This window comes from Mesorhizobium qingshengii (genome assembly GCF_900103325.1).
Taxonomy (GTDB): domain Bacteria; phylum Pseudomonadota; class Alphaproteobacteria; order Rhizobiales; family Rhizobiaceae; genus Mesorhizobium; species Mesorhizobium qingshengii.
This window is the reverse complement of sequence record NZ_FMXM01000006.1, coordinates 204452-219563: the sequence shown is the minus strand read 5'-3', so window position 1 is coordinate 219563 and position 15112 is coordinate 204452. Positions and strand designations below refer to the sequence as shown.

The 15112-nt window shown below is 62.8% G+C and carries 15 protein-coding genes and 1 tRNA gene; 7 read left to right on the top strand and 9 right to left on the bottom strand.

Annotation, left to right across the window (positions count from 1 at the left end):
• Positions 1-24: 24 nt before the first annotated feature.
• Genes BLS48_RS12175 through BLS48_RS34920 form a run of 6 tightly spaced genes read right to left on the bottom strand, consistent with a single transcriptional unit; the run spans position 25 to position 6232 of the window.
• Complete coding sequence (locus tag BLS48_RS12175) at positions 25-1536, bottom strand: aldehyde dehydrogenase family protein (RefSeq protein ID WP_091577882.1); 1512 nt, start codon at positions 1534-1536, stop codon at positions 25-27.
• A gap of 14 nt (positions 1537-1550) precedes the next feature.
• Positions 1551-2327: an enoyl-CoA hydratase/isomerase family protein gene (locus BLS48_RS12170; protein WP_091577880.1), complete on the bottom strand. Its 777-nt coding sequence runs from the start codon at positions 2325-2327 to the stop codon at positions 1551-1553.
• Positions 2320-3921 (bottom strand): acyl CoA:acetate/3-ketoacid CoA transferase, encoded by a 1602-nt coding sequence (locus BLS48_RS12165; protein WP_091577878.1) that lies wholly within the window; start codon positions 3919-3921, stop codon positions 2320-2322. The genes BLS48_RS12170 and BLS48_RS12165 overlap by 8 nt, the downstream gene beginning before the upstream one ends.
• Complete coding sequence (locus BLS48_RS12160) at positions 3918-4934, bottom strand: Gfo/Idh/MocA family protein (protein WP_091577876.1); 1017 nt, start codon at positions 4932-4934, stop codon at positions 3918-3920. Before BLS48_RS12160 ends, BLS48_RS12165 begins: the two co-directional genes overlap by 4 nt.
• Positions 4931-5980 carry a LacI family DNA-binding transcriptional regulator gene (locus tag BLS48_RS12155; RefSeq protein WP_091577875.1) on the bottom strand — a complete coding sequence of 350 codons (1050 nt, stop codon included), beginning with the start codon at positions 5978-5980 and terminating at the stop codon, positions 4931-4933. Before BLS48_RS12155 ends, BLS48_RS12160 begins: the two co-directional genes overlap by 4 nt.
• Positions 5981-6028: 48 nt before the next feature.
• A complete protein-coding gene (locus BLS48_RS34920) occupies positions 6029-6232 on the bottom strand; it encodes a hypothetical protein (protein WP_143019417.1) in 204 nt (67 codons plus the stop codon).
• Between BLS48_RS34920 and BLS48_RS12150 the strand changes: the two genes are divergently transcribed.
• From BLS48_RS12150 to fcl, 3 genes are all read left to right on the top strand, one after another.
• Complete coding sequence (locus BLS48_RS12150; RefSeq protein ID WP_091577873.1) at positions 6225-7379, top strand: dihydrodipicolinate synthase family protein; 1155 nt, start codon at positions 6225-6227, stop codon at positions 7377-7379. The genes BLS48_RS34920 and BLS48_RS12150 overlap by 8 nt on opposite strands.
• Positions 7380-7478: 99 nt before the next feature.
• Positions 7479-8543 (top strand): GDP-mannose 4,6-dehydratase, encoded by a 1065-nt coding sequence (gmd, locus tag BLS48_RS12145; RefSeq protein ID WP_091577871.1) that lies wholly within the window; start codon positions 7479-7481, stop codon positions 8541-8543.
• Positions 8544-8556: 13 nt separating this feature from the next.
• Positions 8557-9531 (top strand): GDP-L-fucose synthase, encoded by a 975-nt coding sequence (gene fcl / locus BLS48_RS12140; protein ID WP_091577869.1) that lies wholly within the window; start codon positions 8557-8559, stop codon positions 9529-9531.
• Here the strand turns inward: fcl and BLS48_RS34915 are convergent.
• Positions 9514-10059, bottom strand: a complete 546-nt coding sequence (locus tag BLS48_RS34915) for a hypothetical protein (RefSeq protein WP_143019416.1) — start codon at positions 10057-10059, stop codon at positions 9514-9516. The two genes, fcl and BLS48_RS34915, sit on opposite strands and share 18 nt — an antisense overlap.
• Before the next feature lie 90 nt (positions 10060-10149).
• On the opposite strand from BLS48_RS34915, the gene BLS48_RS34910 reads away from it, so the two are divergent.
• The 3 genes from BLS48_RS34910 (at position 10150) to BLS48_RS12125 (ending at position 12907) form a co-directional block, all read left to right on the top strand.
• Complete coding sequence (locus BLS48_RS34910; RefSeq protein WP_143019415.1) at positions 10150-10956, top strand: hypothetical protein; 807 nt, start codon at positions 10150-10152, stop codon at positions 10954-10956.
• A 46-nt stretch (positions 10957-11002) separates the two neighbouring features.
• The gene (locus tag BLS48_RS12130; RefSeq protein WP_244529566.1) at positions 11003-12487 is read left to right on the top strand and encodes an O-fucosyltransferase family protein; all 1485 of its coding nucleotides are present in this window, start codon (positions 11003-11005) and stop codon (positions 12485-12487) included.
• A gap of 210 nt (positions 12488-12697) precedes the next feature.
• The gene (locus BLS48_RS12125) at positions 12698-12907 is read left to right on the top strand and encodes a hypothetical protein (RefSeq protein ID WP_091577866.1); all 210 of its coding nucleotides are present in this window, start codon (positions 12698-12700) and stop codon (positions 12905-12907) included.
• Between the two features lie 114 nt (positions 12908-13021).
• On the opposite strand, the gene BLS48_RS12120 is transcribed toward BLS48_RS12125, so the two are convergent.
• Both BLS48_RS12120 and cpdR read right to left on the bottom strand, forming a co-directional pair.
• Positions 13022-13096, bottom strand: a tRNA-Val gene (locus tag BLS48_RS12120).
• 219 nt (positions 13097-13315) lie between these two features.
• Positions 13316-13678 (bottom strand): cell cycle two-component system response regulator CpdR, encoded by a 363-nt coding sequence (gene cpdR, locus BLS48_RS12115; RefSeq protein ID WP_006199474.1) that lies wholly within the window; start codon positions 13676-13678, stop codon positions 13316-13318.
• Between the two features lie 162 nt (positions 13679-13840).
• Here cpdR and BLS48_RS12110 point away from each other — a divergent pair, with 162 nt between their 5' ends.
• Entirely contained in the window at positions 13841-14782 is a 942-nt protein-coding gene (locus BLS48_RS12110; protein WP_091577864.1) for an N-formylglutamate amidohydrolase, read from the top strand.
• Positions 14783-15112: the final 330 nt, after the last annotated feature.

Here is a 15112-nt window from a genome sequence, read left to right as displayed (position 1 = left end):
GGAGCCCACCGGGTTCTTCCCAACTCAGCCGACCCACCAACCGGTGCGCTGGCCGCGATGAAACTGGATTGTCTTTTCCTCGGTATAATCCTCGACGGCGCGTTTGCCGAGTTCGCGTCCGAGACCGGACTGCTTGTAGCCTCCGAAAGGCAGCTCGGGATAACCTTCCATGAATGTATTCACCCAAACGGTCCCCGAACGCACCCCACGCGCAACCGACATGCAGGTGTCGATGCTGGCACTCCACACGCCCGCCGACAAACCATAAGGCGTGTTGTTGGCGATGTGCAACGCCTTTTCAATCGATTCAAAAGTCAGCACGGAAAGCACCGGGCCGAACACTTCCTCACGCGCGATGGCCATGTCCTCGGTGACGCCACGGATGATGGTCGGATCGAGGTACTGGCCGGCGCTCGAGGCCAACTGCTTGCCGCCGCTGTAAACCTGGCTGCCATCGACCGCCGCCGCCGCGACATAGCCGGCTACCTTTGCCAGATGGTCGGAGGAAATCATAGCGCCGACCTTGGTGCGGTCGTCGAGCGGGTCACCAACAACCACCTTGGAGGTAAGTGCCTTCACCGTGCTGAGAAAATCGTCGGCGATCGCCTCGTGCACGATCAGCCGGCTGCCGGCGTTGCAGCACTCGCCGGCATTGAAGAAACCGCCGAACACCGCCGCGTCGGCGGCGGCCTCAAGGTCGGCGTCGGGGAAGACGATCTGGCCGTTCTTGCCGCCGAGCTCCATCGAGACTTTCTTCAGCGACTGCGCGGCCGATGCCATGGTCATCTTGCCGACGCGGGTGGAGCCGGTGAACGACACCATCTCGACCAGGGGATGGCTGACCATCGGCGCACCGACATCCGCGCCCAGACCGGCAAGGATGTTGACGACGCCGGCCGGCAGGCCGGCCTGCATCAGGATGTCGCCGAGGACGAAGGTCGATGCCGAGGTCATTTCGCTGGGCTTGACGACAGCCGCGCAGCCGGCGGCGAGTGCAAACGGCAGTTTCTGGCTGACGATCAGGAAAGGGAAATTCCACGGCGTGATGATCGAGACGACGCCGATCGGCTCGCGCAGCACGACGCCCAGCATGGCGTCGCCGAGATTGGCGTAGGATTCGCCATGCAGCGTGCGGGCCAGCGAGGCGGCATAGCGCCAGATGTCGACGGCGCCGCCGATCTCGCCGCGCGCCTGGGTGATCGGCTTGCCGGATTCCAGCGCGTCGAGCCGAGCGATCTCTTCCAGCCGTGCCTCGATCAGGTCGGCCGCCTTGAGCAGGATCGCGGCGCGTTCGGCCGCTTTCATGCGCGGCCACGGGCCGGTCTCGAACGCCTTGTGCGCGGCCTGCACAGCAGCTTCCACGTCAGCCTCGCCGGCCTGCGCATAGCGCGAAACGGCGAAGCCGTGGCCGGGACTCTTGCGCTCCAGCATGCGGCCGTCGCGAGCATCGACATGCTTGCCGTCGATCAGCAGCCGATAGGTTTTTGGCGCTGCGGATGCCTCGGCGGGCATGGCGATGTTGAGGGGAGCGTTCATCGGGGTTATTTTCTCTAGGTTCTTGAAAATGCTGGTTTCTGCTTGGCCTTGAAGGCGCCGACGCCGGCCTTGAGGTCGCCGGTCAGGGCGATGAAGCTGCTGGCCAGCGCTTCGACGGCGGCGGCACTTTCCTCGCCTTCGGCGACCGCGATCATCAGCTTGGCGGCTTCCGTCGCCAGCGGTCCGCGCTCGGCGATCTTTTCGGCCCAGGCCTTGGCCTCCGCATGACCCTTGCCGGTTTCGACCACCCGGTCGACCACACTCAGGGCCAGCGCTTCAGGAGCGAGGAGAACCTCGCCGCCGAGCGCCATGCGCCGCACCGTCTGCGCGCCGAAGCGGCGCACCGCGCGCTGTGTGCCGGACCAGCCGGGCACCACGCCGATCGAGGTTTCGGGGAAGCCCAATTTCACCTGTGTTTCCGCCACGCGGAAATCACAAGCGGCGGCCAGTTCCAGCCCGCCGCCCAGCGCATGGCCCGACAGCACGGCGATCGTCGGTTGCCGCAGTCGCGCCAGCCGGTCGAAGACACGATGTCCGTAGCGCACCCATTGCACCTGGAAATCGGCGGCGCTCATGGCGGCCCACGCCTCGACATCGCCGCCGGCACAAAAGCCCTTGCCCTCGCCGCGCAGCAGCACGACACGCACGTCGGTTGCCGTCTCTGCTTCGTCGAGTGCGGCCTCCAGCGCGCGCAGCATCGGAATGTCCAGCGCGTTGAATTTCTCCGGCCGGCGCAAGGTGATGGTGCCGATGGCGCCGTCCTGCCCGAAGGTGACGAGAGGCTCAGCCATACGCGCCTCCAAGTGACGCGCCGCCATTCAGCGACAGGCCGATCGGCGGGTCGCGATAGAGCGCTTCCGGAGTGGTCTTGAGGTCCTTGGCGACGGCCAACGGAATTTCCGACTGCGCCAGCACGTCGCGCTGCAGGTCAATACCTGGCGCGAGTTCGGTGACCACCAGACCTCCCGGGGTCAGCTTCATGACACAGCGCTCGGTGACGTAGGTGATGTCCTGGCCCTGCGCGACCGCGCGCTTGCCGGAGAAGGAGATGTGCTCAACCTCCGCGACCACCTTCTTGACCTTGCCTTCCTGGTCGATGCTGATGCCGCCATCGGCAAGCGACAGCTTGGCGCCGGCGTTGAAGAAGCCGGAGAACACGATCTTCTTCGCCCGCGCGGTGATGTCGACGAAGCCGCCGGCGCCAGCGGTGACATGCGGGCGCGCCGAGAGCTTCGACACGTTGACGGAGCCGTGGCGGTCGATCTGCAGGAAGGACAGCAGCGACGCGTCGAAGCCGCCGGCCTGGAAATAGATGAACTGGTGCGGCGAAGGCATGATCGCCTCGGCGTTCGAGGCGCAGCCGAACTTGAAGTCGAGCAGCGGCACGCCGCCGACCGCGCCCTGTTCGATCACCCAGGTGACCTTGCCGTGCTGGCCTTCTTCGAGAAGGATGCGCGGCACATTGGCCGAGATGCCGAAGCCGATATTGACGGCCATGCCGTCCCGAAGCTCCATGGCGACGCGGCGCGCGATCACCTTCTGCACGTTCATCTCGGCGTTGCGGAAGCTCGAAAGCGGCCGGAAGATCTCGCCGGAGATCGCCGGGTCGTAGGGCGTCAGCGTTGTCTGCAACTGGTCGGGTGCGACGACGATATGGTCGACCAGCACGCCCGGCACGCGCACGTCATGCGGCTTCAGCGTGCCGTTCTCGACGACGCGCTTGACCTGCGCGATGACGACGCCGCCATTGTTGCGGGCGGCCAGCGCCTGCTCGAGACCGCCGAGATAGGCGCCCTCATGCTCGTAGGTGAGGTTACCGCGCTCGTCCGCCGTGGTGGCGCGGATGATCGAGACCTGTGGCACGATCGAGCGGAAATAGAGCCACTCCTCGCCGTCGAATTGCTGCACCGAAACGATCGGCTCGCTGGCGGCCGCGTTCATGGCGCAGCCCTGATGGCGTGGGTCGGCGAAGGTGTCGAGACCGACCTTGGTCAGCACGCCCGGGCGCTTGGCGGCGGCCTCGCGGTGCATGTCGAACAGGATGCCGGACGGGACGTTGTAGGCGGCGACCGAATTGTCACCGATCATCTTCCAGATCTGCGGCGGCTCGGAAGAGGAGGGGCCGGACGGATAGGAGCCGCACAGTGTTCGCTTCAACAGGCCCGGCTTGGCCAGATGGTCAATGCCCTTGATGCCATACATGTCACCGGCGGCGATCGGGTGCAGCGTGGTGATGTCCTTCGGATGGCCTTCACTGTCGAAGCGCTCACCGATCGCGGCAAGCACGGCGTCCGGGCAGCCAAGACCACTCGACGAGGACACGGAAACGACCATGCCGTCCTTGATGAGGCCCGCTGCCCGCGCTGCCGAAACCACCTTGCTCAATTCATGCTCCCGAGTTTCGGGTCAATCTTGACGACCTTGCCGGAATTGGCCGACTGAAGCGCTGCCTCGGCAGCGGTAAGCGACCAGATGCCGTCCTCGCCAGTGGCGGAGGGCTGGCCCTCGCCACGGATCGCGGCATGGAACTGGCGCAGCGACCGGGAGTAGAGGTCCTCGCGGTCGAAGCTCAGTTGTTCCTCGCCCTTGGCGGTGCGCAGCATTACCGAGCCGACCGGCTTCTGCGTCATCACATTGCTGGCGATCAAGGAGCCATCCGAGCCATGCACCTCGAAGCCGGTGTCGGCGAATTTGGTGGTGAAGCCTTCGTGCGACTGCGCGATGACGCCCGACTTGAAGCGCCAGATGCACATGGCGCCGTCCTCCAGCCCGCTGCCAGCCATTCCCGCCGATTGGGTGAGGGCCGAAACCTCGAGGGGATCGTCGCCAAGCACGAAGCGCAGCGTGTCGGCATCATGCACGGTGATGTCAAGCACCACGCCGCCGCCTGCTTCCGGTTTGGTGATGCGCCAGCCCTGCAGGTTTTCCGGCAGATAGACGGAATGGAAGACACGCGCCGCGATCGGCTTGCCGATGCGGCCGGCGGCGATCGCCTCGCGCATGGCGCGATGCGCGCCGGCATTGCGCAGATGGTGGTTGGTGCCGAGTACGATGCCGGCAGCCCTGGCGGCGGCAACCATTGTGCGCGCATCGGCGCTGGTCAGCGCGAGCGGCTTCTCGCACAGCACATGCTTGCCCGCCCTGGCGGCGGCGAGCGCCTGTTCGAGATGCAATTCGTTGGTGGTCGAGATGTAGACCGCGTCGATGTCGGATTTGAGCAGGGCATCAAGCGTCGAAACGGCGGCGGGAATGCCATTTTCCCTGGCATAGGCCGTGGCGCGCTCCGGGCTGGAACTCATCACCGCCGCGATCTCGCCATCGGACTGCGCCCGGATGGCGTTGATCATGAACTGCCTGGCAATCGTGCTGGCGCCGACCAGTCCCCATCTGACGCTCATGCCGCGTCTCCCATTCCCAGGTCCGCGGATCGATTTGGGCCGCAGCTTTCCCTGACGACCAGATTGACGGCGCCGATATGGTCCTCGGCGCGGGTGGTGCGCGACTGGATCATCTTCAGCATGACGTGAGCGGCGCGTTCGCCGAGACCTGCCGTATCCACCGAGACGCTGGTCAGCGCCGGCATGTAGTGCTCGGCCTCGACCACATCGTCGAAACCGACGACGGCGAAATCCGTTCCAGGCTCGAGCCCACGCTTGCGCAATGCCAGCATGACGCCAAAGGCGACGGCGTCGTTGAAGCAGAGGGCCGCGGTCGGCGGCTCAGCCATCGCGAGAGCGGTCTCCAGGCAAGCGATGCCACCTCTGCGGCTGGTCTCGCCCTGGACGACAAGCGTGTCGCGGGCGGCGATACCCAGCGTCTCGCAGGCTTCGCGGAAACCGCCCAACCGTTCCTGATAGACCACCAGGTCCGAAGTGCCGCCGAAGAAGACCAGCCGGCGATGCCCCTTGCCGATCAGATGAGCGGTGGCGAGATAGGCGCCGCGATGATTGTCGGGTGCGATCACCGGGATGCGGCTTTCAGGCAGCCGGCGCATGGCGAAGACGACCGGCACGCCCGCCGTTTCCAGGCGCCGGAAGGCGCCTGGCGTGGTGCCGCGCGCCGGTGACACGATGAGGCCGGCGACGCCTTGCTCCATCAGCGATTTCAGCACCTCTTCCTGACGCACGGGGTTCTCCGCCGTGTTGGCGATGAAAGGCACGATGCCGGCCGACTGAAAGACGCGCTCCATGCCGACCGCCAGTTCCGCGAAGAAAGGATTGGTGAGATCATTGATGACCATGCCGATGACGTTGGAATGGGCCTTGCGCAGATTGGCGGCGCCGCGGTTGTAGACGTAACCGACGTCCTCGATCGCCTTGCGCACCTTGACCGCGGTTTCAGGCCGGATCAGCCCGCTGCCCTGGAGCACGAGCGATACCGTCGATTTGGACACGCCAGCCTCGCGGGCAATGTCGAATATCGTCGCCTTGGCCCGGCTGGCCATCCCGATGCGTCCTCCCGGTTGTTTCTCGGTCAAATCTATTGGAACGTTCTAATCACTGCTCCAAGGTTGAGTCAATCGAGATTCTTTTCCCCATCCAGAAAATTGATCGTTGGGTGCTGGATGCCGTGCGCCATAACGGTTATTGTGCTGCATTGCAGCATTTTCCTCGGGATCGACGATGAATCGTAAAGGTCCTTGATTTATTGGAACGTTCCATTTATAGGCGCGAAAAAGGGAGAGTTCGATGGACATTGCCTTGCCTGGTCAGGAGGGCCGCAGCGCCCGCTACCGTCTGGTCGGCCAGCCGGCGCGGCCGGTGATCGGCGCGCGGTTTTCCCGCATCGCCTATGCCGCCGCGCACGTCGTTGCCGATCCGCTTGCGATGACCGATCCGTGGTCGCGGCCGGTGGTCGACTGGGAACGGACCATGGCCTTCCGTCATCATTTGTGGCGGCTCGGCTTCCGTATCGCCGAAGCCATGGACACGTCGCAGCGCGGCATGGGTTTCGACTGGGCAAGCGCACAGGAACTGATCCGGCGTTCGATTGCAGAGGCGCGTACGGTCGACGGCGCCGCCCTTGCGTCGGGCGCAGGGACGGATCATCTGGCGCCGGCCGCCGCCAGGACGCTCGACGATGTGATCAGGGCCTATGAGGAGCAATTCGCTTTCATCGAGGGGCTGGGCGGCAAGGCGATCATGATGGCCAGCCGGGCGCTGGCGGCTGTCGCCAAGGGCCCGGAAGACTATGCCGGTGTCTATGACCGCATTCTGAGTCAGGCCTCCGGCAAGGTCATCCTGCATTGGCTGGGCGACATGTTCGATCCGGCGCTGAAAGGTTATTGGGGCAGCAGCGATTTCGAAACCGCGCTGGACACGGTCGTCGCCATCATCGAACGCCACGCCGGGAAGGTCGAAGGGATAAAGATCTCCCTGCTCGACACCGGCAAGGAGGTCGCGCTGAGAAACCGGCTGCCAGAAGGGGTCGTCATGTTCACCGGCGACGATTTCAACTATCCCGAACTGATCGCCGGCGACGGCAAGAAACACTCGCACGCTCTGCTCGGCATCTTCGATGCGATTGCGCCGGTCGCCAACGCCGCGCTGGCGAAACTGGCGGACGGCGATCGCGCCGGCTATGACGCGCTGATAGCGCCGACCGTGCCGCTGTCGCGCAAGATCTTCGAGGCGCCGACCGAGTACTACAAGGCCGGCATTGTCTTCATGGCGTGGCTGAACGGCCACCAGGATCATTTCTCGATGATCGGCGGCATGCAGTCGGCACGCGGCATCCGCCACTACGCCGATGTCTTTCGCCTTGCCGACCAGGCGGGATTGCTGGCCGACCCGGAACTGGCCATCACCAGGATGAAGAGCCTCTGCGCCGTCGCGGGCGTCTGAGCGACAGGAAGTTGGGCCAAAAAGAATCACCCGCGCGGGGATTTGCGTCGTTGGTTTGAATCTGTATTGCGGGAGTGCAGATCAGGGACCAACAGAGCGATGGCAGACAAAGTGGCGCTCATCACCGGTGTAACCGGCCAGGACGGGGCTTATCTGGCACAGCTGCTTTTGCAGAAGGGCTATGTCGTCCATGGCGTCAAGCGCCGTTCGTCCTCGTTCAACACCGAGCGCGTCGACGGCATCTATATCGATCCGCATGAGCGCGATGCCCGTTTCTTCCTGCATTATGGCGACCTCACGGACGCCACCAACCTGATCCGTCTGGTGCAGGAGACACAGCCGGACGAAATCTACAATCTTGGCGCCCAGAGCCACGTCCAGGTGAGTTTCGAGACGCCTGAATACACAGGCAATGCCGATGCGTTGGGGGCGCTCAGGCTGCTGGAGGCGATCCGCATCCTGCGGCTGGAAAAAACGGTGCGTTTCTACCAGGCGTCGACGTCGGAACTCTATGGCAGAGCACGGGAAGTTCCGCAGCGCGAGACGACGCCCTTCCAGCCGCGCTCGCCCTATGCCGCCGCCAAGCTCTATGCCTACTGGATCACGGTCAATTATCGCGAGGCCTATGGCATGTTTGCCGCCAATGGCATCCTGTTCAACCATGAGAGCCCGACCCGTGGCGAAACCTTCGTGACCCGCAAGATCACGCGCGCCGTCGCCTCGATTCATCGTGGCCTGCAGGAGACACTCTATCTCGGCAATATCGATGCCAAGCGCGACTGGGGCCATGCGCGCGACTATGTCGAGGGCATGTGGCGCATCCTGCAGCATGACGAGGCTGATGATTTCGTGCTGGCGACGGGCGAGGCGCATTCGGTGCGCGAATTCGTCGAACTGGCCTTTGCTGAAACCGGGCGGACCATTCGCTGGCAGGGCACGGGCGTGGACGAGATCGGCATCGATGCCGATTCCGGCGCCGTGGTGGTGCGCATCGACCCGCGCTATTTCAGGCCGACCGAGGTCGACCTGCTTGTCGGCGACGCATCCAAGGCCAAAGCGATGCTCGGCTGGTCGCATGTGACCGGTTTCAAGGACCTGGTGGCGGAGATGGTGCAGACTGATCTGGCGCGCGTCGCCGCTGATGCCAGGCACGGCCATTCCTGATAAGGGCAGTGCGATGAACGAGGCCTTCGACCTCAGGGGCAAGCGGGTTTTCGTGGCCGGACATCGCGGCATGGTCGGCTCGGCCATCGTGCGCAGGCTGGCAGCCGAGGATTGCGAGATCCTCACGGTTGCGCGAAGTGAGCTCGACCTTCTCGACCAGGCCGGCGTGCGGCGCTGGATGGCAGATCATCGGCCGGATGCCGTGGTGATGGCGGCCGCCAAGGTCGGCGGCATCCTGGCCAATGACAGGCTGCCGGTCGACTTTCTTCACGAGAACCTTGTCGTGCAGACCAATGTCATGGAGAGCGCCTTTCGCAGCGAGGTGCAGAAGCTCCTGTTCCTCGGCTCGTCCTGTATCTACCCGAAATTCGCGCCGCAGCCGATCCCGGAGGATGCGCTGCTGACCGGGCCGCTGGAGCCGACCAATGAATGGTACGCGATCGCCAAGATCGCCGGACTGAAGCTGTGCCAGGCTTACCGGCGCCAGCACGGCGTCGACTACATCTCGGCGATGCCGACCAATCTCTACGGGCAGGGTGACAATTTCGACCTCGATTCCAGCCACGTCATACCCGCATTGATGCGCAAGGCGCATGAGGCAAAACAGGCTGGTCGTAAGAGCCTGCAGGTATGGGGATCGGGCAAACCGATGCGGGAATTCCTCTATGTCGACGATGCCGCCGATGCGCTGGTGTTTCTGTTGAAAAATTATTCCGGCGACAGCCACGTCAATGTCGGAACGGGAGAGGACATCACCATTGCCGAGCTTGCAGCCACGGTTGCATCCGTCGTCGGCAGCGATGCCACAATCACATTCGATCCGACCAAGCCGGATGGCACGCCGCGCAAGCTGCTGGACGTCTCGCGGCTGTTTGCCACCGGCTGGCGCCCTCGGTACTCGCTGCGTAGCGGGCTGGAGCAGACATATGCATGGTTCCTCCGGCATATCGAAGCCGGCCAGGTCCGGCTGTCAGCGCCCGAAAGTTGATGCCGCTTGAGCGATTTCTCCACGATGACATTGGCGGCGACCAGGGCAGACGGCCTTGGAGGGCGCCTGCTCGCCATGGTCAATGCAAAATGTCTCGCCGACAAACTGGGGTGCCGTTTCGGCTTCACCTGGAGCCGCCTCGACGACATGCAATTCCACATTGTCGATTCCGTCGACAAGGTTTTTGCCACCGGCTTTATCGAAAGACACTGGCTGGGCGAGAAGATCGACGCTGCCCGGTACGGTGTCCTCGACGGTACGCGATTCACGCGGTCCAGCCTGGCAGCCGATGCCCGTCGGAACGGTTTCCAAGGATGGATCTGCGATGATTTCCGCATCCTGAAATCGTTCCGGCAGGGCTGGTTCAGGGCGATGCTGCCGGCCAACAGGTCGGCCCGATCGAGGCATCGGACGTTTGGCACGCTTGGCTTTTCCGAACCCGTGAGAGCAATCATCGCCGCCGCCGACGGGCATCGGTTTTCCCGGCCGATGGCCGCGCTGCATCTGCGCAGCGGCGACATCATCCACGGCAACTACCGCTCGCGGTTGGAGTTTTGCGAGAAGGTCATTCCCGCGCCGCTAGCCAAGGCGATCGTATCGAAACTGGCGTCAAAAGGCTTGGCGACGCTGGTGATCGGCCAGGATCGGGCAACGCTCGACTATCTGAAATCGGAGACCGGAGCCTTCGTCTCCGACGATTTCGGAGCGGGCCAGTTCGAAGACGAGACACTCAGGGCGTTTTTCGAAATGGCATTGATGGCTCGGTGTCGGCAAATCTATGCGGGAAGCAGCGTGTTCGCGACAATGTCCTCGGTGATGGGTGGTATCCGGGTCCTCCGACCAAAAGCCTTGTTCGGCGATCGTGGAACAGCGACAGCCATCCTGGACGAATTGAAGGTTCGGCAATCCGATTACCATCCGCTGGAGGCGGCCTTTGGTTATCAGTCGGCCTTCCTGCTTATGGAAGACAGCATTAACCCGGCGCAGGCGAGGGGAATCCTCGAAAGGGCGGCCGCGCTCGATCCGCAAAACCCCGCCTATGCGCTGAAGATGGCGGCTGGTTATTTTCGAGAACAGAATTATCGAGGCGGCGAGGCAATTCTGAAAGCGTTCATGCTCAGGGAAATCGATGCCGGCGCTGAAAATTCCATGCAGATCATGCAGGTTTTGACCGGCGCCTCGTGGCGCGGCCATGTCATGGCCGGTGACTTCGAACTCTACCTTGTCGCGGCCAAGGCCGGCTGTCCCTACGCCGCGGCATGCACTGCCCATATCCTTCACACGGTTCTGGGCAGAACCGAGGCCGCCCTGGCGATGGCTGCGCTATCACTCGAGGCGGAACCCGCCAACCGGCTTTTCCGGGACATCGAATTGGCGGTCCGGACAGCCGCGACGGCAAATGACAGCTCGCCCTTGCGCGTTTAACCGCCGGTTGGCGCCTTCGAACTTCGCAGTGGACTGGAACAGACATATGCATGGTTTCTCCACCACATTGAAAAGGGCGATGTCCGGCTCGGGAACGCACGACAGGTCGATGTTGATCGCCGTCAACAGGGATGACGGGCTCGGCGGCCGCCTGCTGGCCATGGCCAACGCAAAGTCACTCGCCGACAGGCTCGGCTACCGTTTCGGCTTCACCTGGAACAGTAGGGATATCTCCAACCAGGAATCCCATACCGTCGACGTGGTCGGGAAGATCTTTTCCACCGACTTCATCGAGAAGCACTGGCTGGGCGAGAAGATCAAAGCCTCCGATTTCGGCGTTCTTGGCGGCGCCGCGTTCACGCCGTCGGACCTTGACGCGGTTGCAAGACAGGGAAGGCAGCGCGGCTGGATCTGCGACGACTTCGACGTCCTCGATTTCTTCCGTGACGATGATGCCGAACCGGTGCGAAGGTCCGAAACGCTGCGAGCCTTCGGGTTCTCGCCGGCCGTGCGGCAGGCGCTCGACGCGGCCGGCAAATGCCGCTTTCCCGGCCCGATGGCAGCATTGCATCTTCGCAGCGGCGACATCGTCCATGGCCATCATCGGAGACGGTTGGTTTTCGCCGACAAGGTCATTCCCTCGACTTTGGCCAAGGCGATCGTGTCGGACCTTTCATCGAGGGGCCTGACAACCCTGCTGATCGGCCAGGATCATGCCACGCTCGACTACCTCAAGGCCGAAACCGGGGCGCTGCGGACCGACGATTTCGGCGCCGGAGACTTCAAGGGGGAGGAAGCCCTCAGCGCATTCTTCGAGATGGCGCTGATGGCAAGGTGCCAGCAGATCCATGCCGGAGGCAGCATCTATGCGGCGGTAGCATCGGTGATGGGCGATGTCCCTTGTGTCGGCGCCAGCGCGCTGTTCAGCAAGTCGCGCGCGGCGGAAATCATCCTGGAAGAGTTGCGGGCGCACCAATCAGACTATCACCCGCTTGAGGCTGCCTTTGGCTATCAATGGACCCTTCTGACCCTGGAAGACGAGATCAGCCCGGCGCGAGCAAGGGAGCTTCTGGCGAAAGCCCAGATGCTGGACCCGCGAAACGACGCCTATGACCTGAAAATGGCGGCTGCCTGTTTTCGTGATGGCGATCCTGCCTCGGGCGAGGCGATCCTGAAATCGCTGATGACCAGCCAGTCCAGAACGCGCTCCAAGATTCCCTTGCCGATGATGGACATCCTGACCGATCGGCTCGGTGGTCGCCTGACGATAGAAAAGGACTTCGAGGTTTTCTTCGCGGCGGCGAAGGCTGGCCATCCCTACGCCATGGCTTGCTCGGCCTATATCCTTCTTGAAGTGCTGGGGAACAGGAAGTCGGCGGTGGAGATGGCGGCAAGGCTGGTGAAGATGGAGCCTGGAAACCCTATCTTCAGGAGGATCAGGCGGCGCGTGGGGTTGGGCAAGAAGCCGAAATCCGGACGAATGGCGAGAGCCATGTGGCGGCTCGGCCGGCTGAGGACCTCCTGGCTCTAAGCTGCGATCGAGCACAGGTCTCGAGGCTTCGCGGCGTGATTGCCGCAGCAATCAACATGATGTGCGGCTGGCGGTGCGGAGGTCATCAGGACCGTCCGCTCATGCAAGCATGGAAAATTCGCCGGCATCGGCATTTTTCTTTTGAACCATTTCTCCCGGGATCGCGACCAAGCGGCGTGTCCAAACACGATCCATCAAGGAGAACGTCTTATGATTACTGTTTCAAGAAACGTCCTTTTGGCCGCCCTCGCCGTTTCGGTGCTGGCCGGCTGCAAGACAACCAGCCCCAGGGAATGCGACAAGCTGAAGCCGAGCGTCACTTACAACGGCAAATGCTGCGGTGTCGGGGATGCGCCTTGCCGCGAAAGCAAGGGCGGCAGCGACAGGCCCGGTAACACGCCAGATCCTACACCGCAATGATCTGATCGGCAGTGCCGTCCTGGCTTGGGCCAGGGCGGTTCCGCCACAGGAACTTGCCCCGCGGTTCGATGAACCTGCGGCTCAGTCGGTGAAAACCGGACTGTCTGGGTTGGATGGTGGGCGTGACAGGGATTGAACCTGTGACCCCTGCAATGTCAATGCAGTGCTCTCCCGCTGAGCTACACGCCCATCCGAAGCCGCGCATACACCATTTTTGATCCGGCGCGTCAATAGCAGGAAAAAGGAAAGAAGGCGTCGTCTCGCCGCAGCGGCGAACGGGCGCCGATGGCTAAAGCGCGTCGAGTCTGAACGGAGTCATGCGGCGCACTTTAAGTCTTTGTTTTCATGCATGTCGTTCTCCCAAACCGGGACCACTCTTGGGCGACATGCATTGGCCGGGAAAGCGGCTCAGGCCGCCTGCAGCATCTTTTCGACCTCGTTGACGAGATCGCGCAGGTGGAATGGTTTCGACAGCACCTTGGCGTCTTTCGGCGCCTTGGAATCAGGGTTCAGCGCGACGGCGGCGAAACCGGTGATGAACATCACCTTGAGGTCGGGATCGATCTCGGTGGCGCGCCGCGCGAGCTCTATGCCGTCCATCTCCGGCATGACGATGTCGGTCAAGAGCAGCGAGAACGGTTCTTCACGAAGCCGCTCATAGGCGCTGGCGCCGTTGTCGAAATCGCTGACCTGATAGCCGGCGCGCTCCAGCGCCTTGACGAGGAACCGACGCATATCGTCGTCGTCTTCCGCCAGAAGAATGCGTGCCATGATATCCCGTCCGAATCACCCGCCCGAGATTGCCGTTGGGCAAGCCCGTTAACCATCCTGTATATGAGGAGGTGAGGGTAAACATCAAGTGAACGAAGACGGCGATGAGCCATATTTGCCCGGCGGCGCGGCCGCTGAAATGCTGGACACGCGGCCGGCAAGGTGGCACTTTCATACGATGATGCACTGGTGTTTTCGGGTTCGTTCAAATTGAAGACGGCAGCCGAGGATTTTTCGGTCGTTCCACCCTTCGAGATCCGTTCGGGCGCCGAGCAGCGCGTCCCCTTCCTCTTCAACTCGCCACACAGCGGCCGCTACTACCCGGAGCGCTTCCTTGCCATGGCTAGGCTGGACCGCAACGCCATCCGCCGGTCGGAGGATTGCTATGTCGATGAGCTGTTCGGCGGCGCCGTGGCACTCGGCGCGCCGATGCTGGCGGCGAATTTCCCGCGCGCCTATCTCGACGTCAACCGCGAGCCCTGGGAACTCGATCCGCGCATGTTCGCCGAGCCGGTGCCGTCCTTCTGCAACATCCGGTCGGCGCGGGTGGCTGGCGGGCTTGGCACCGTGCCCAAGCTGGTGGGCGAGGGGCTGGACATCTATTCCGGCCGCTTGCCGCTGGCCGAAGCGGTCGCCCGCATCGAGGCAGTCTACAAGCCCTATCACGAGACGCTGAAACGGCTTTTGACCAGAACCCATGCCCGCTTCGGCTTTGCCGTGCTGATCGACTGTCATTCGATGCCGGCGAGCATCCGTGTCGGCGACAACGGTTTGCGGCCCGATTTCATCATCGGTGACCGTTTCGGCATCTCGGCCACAGCGGCATTGACCGAGACCGCCATCGGTCTGCTCACCGCCATGGGCTATACCGTCGCCCACAACAAGCCCTATGCCGGCGGCTTCATCACCGAACACTACGGTCGCCCGGCGCGCCATCTGCATGCGCTGCAGATCGAGGTCAATCGTGGGCTCTACATGAACGAGCGGACCTTCGAGAAGGCCGCCGGCTTCGACGCGCTGGCCGACGATCTGACGCGATTCTCGGCCGATCTGATGGCGATGCCCGACCATCATTTCGTTGACCTGCCGCTGGCCGCTGAGTGAAATCGAGGCTTGTTTTTATACAGGTCGTTGTCCCAGAACCGCCGCGCACTTTCGGGCGACATGCATCGGGAATTGCGGCATAAAAAAAGACCGCATCGTTTGCACGATACGGTCGAAGTCTAGGGAGGAAACGCCCAAGGAGGGCATGGACAGGAAAACCTGTCCGAGGCTGAGGGTATTGTGCGCTGCACAAATGTCAAGCGATCTTCAGGCTTTTTTAATTCATAGTGATGTGGAAATTGCGTTTCGATGATATCGGCGTGACATTTCGGCAACGGTTGTCGCAGCGGAAAAAGTCGTAGAGCACCCTTGTCTTGGCTGGAAAGTAGC

Bases quoted from the DNA above. Each gene is read 5' to 3' on its own strand.
- BLS48_RS12175 (WP_091577882.1), bottom strand. From the start codon at position 1,536: ATGAACGCTCCCCTCAACATCGCCATGCCCGCCGAGGCATCCGCAGCG.
- BLS48_RS12170 (WP_091577880.1), bottom strand. From the start codon at position 2,327: ATGGCTGAGCCTCTCGTCACCTTCGGGCAGGACGGCGCCATCGGCACC.
- BLS48_RS12160 (WP_091577876.1), bottom strand. From the start codon at position 4,934: ATGAGCGTCAGATGGGGACTGGTCGGCGCCAGCACGATTGCCAGGCAG.
- BLS48_RS12155 (WP_091577875.1), bottom strand. From the start codon at position 5,980: ATGGCCAGCCGGGCCAAGGCGACGATATTCGACATTGCCCGCGAGGCT.
- BLS48_RS12150 (WP_091577873.1), top strand. From the start codon at position 6,225: ATGGACATTGCCTTGCCTGGTCAGGAGGGCCGCAGCGCCCGCTACCGT.
- BLS48_RS34920 (WP_143019417.1), bottom strand. From the start codon at position 6,232: ATGTCCATCGAACTCTCCCTTTTTCGCGCCTATAAATGGAACGTTCCA.
- gmd (WP_091577871.1), top strand. From the start codon at position 7,479: ATGGCAGACAAAGTGGCGCTCATCACCGGTGTAACCGGCCAGGACGGG.
- fcl (WP_091577869.1), top strand. From the start codon at position 8,557: ATGAACGAGGCCTTCGACCTCAGGGGCAAGCGGGTTTTCGTGGCCGGA.
- BLS48_RS12130 (WP_244529566.1), top strand. From the start codon at position 11,003: ATGCATGGTTTCTCCACCACATTGAAAAGGGCGATGTCCGGCTCGGGA.
- BLS48_RS12125 (WP_091577866.1), top strand. From the start codon at position 12,698: ATGATTACTGTTTCAAGAAACGTCCTTTTGGCCGCCCTCGCCGTTTCG.
- cpdR (WP_006199474.1), bottom strand. From the start codon at position 13,678: ATGGCACGCATTCTTCTGGCGGAAGACGACGACGATATGCGTCGGTTC.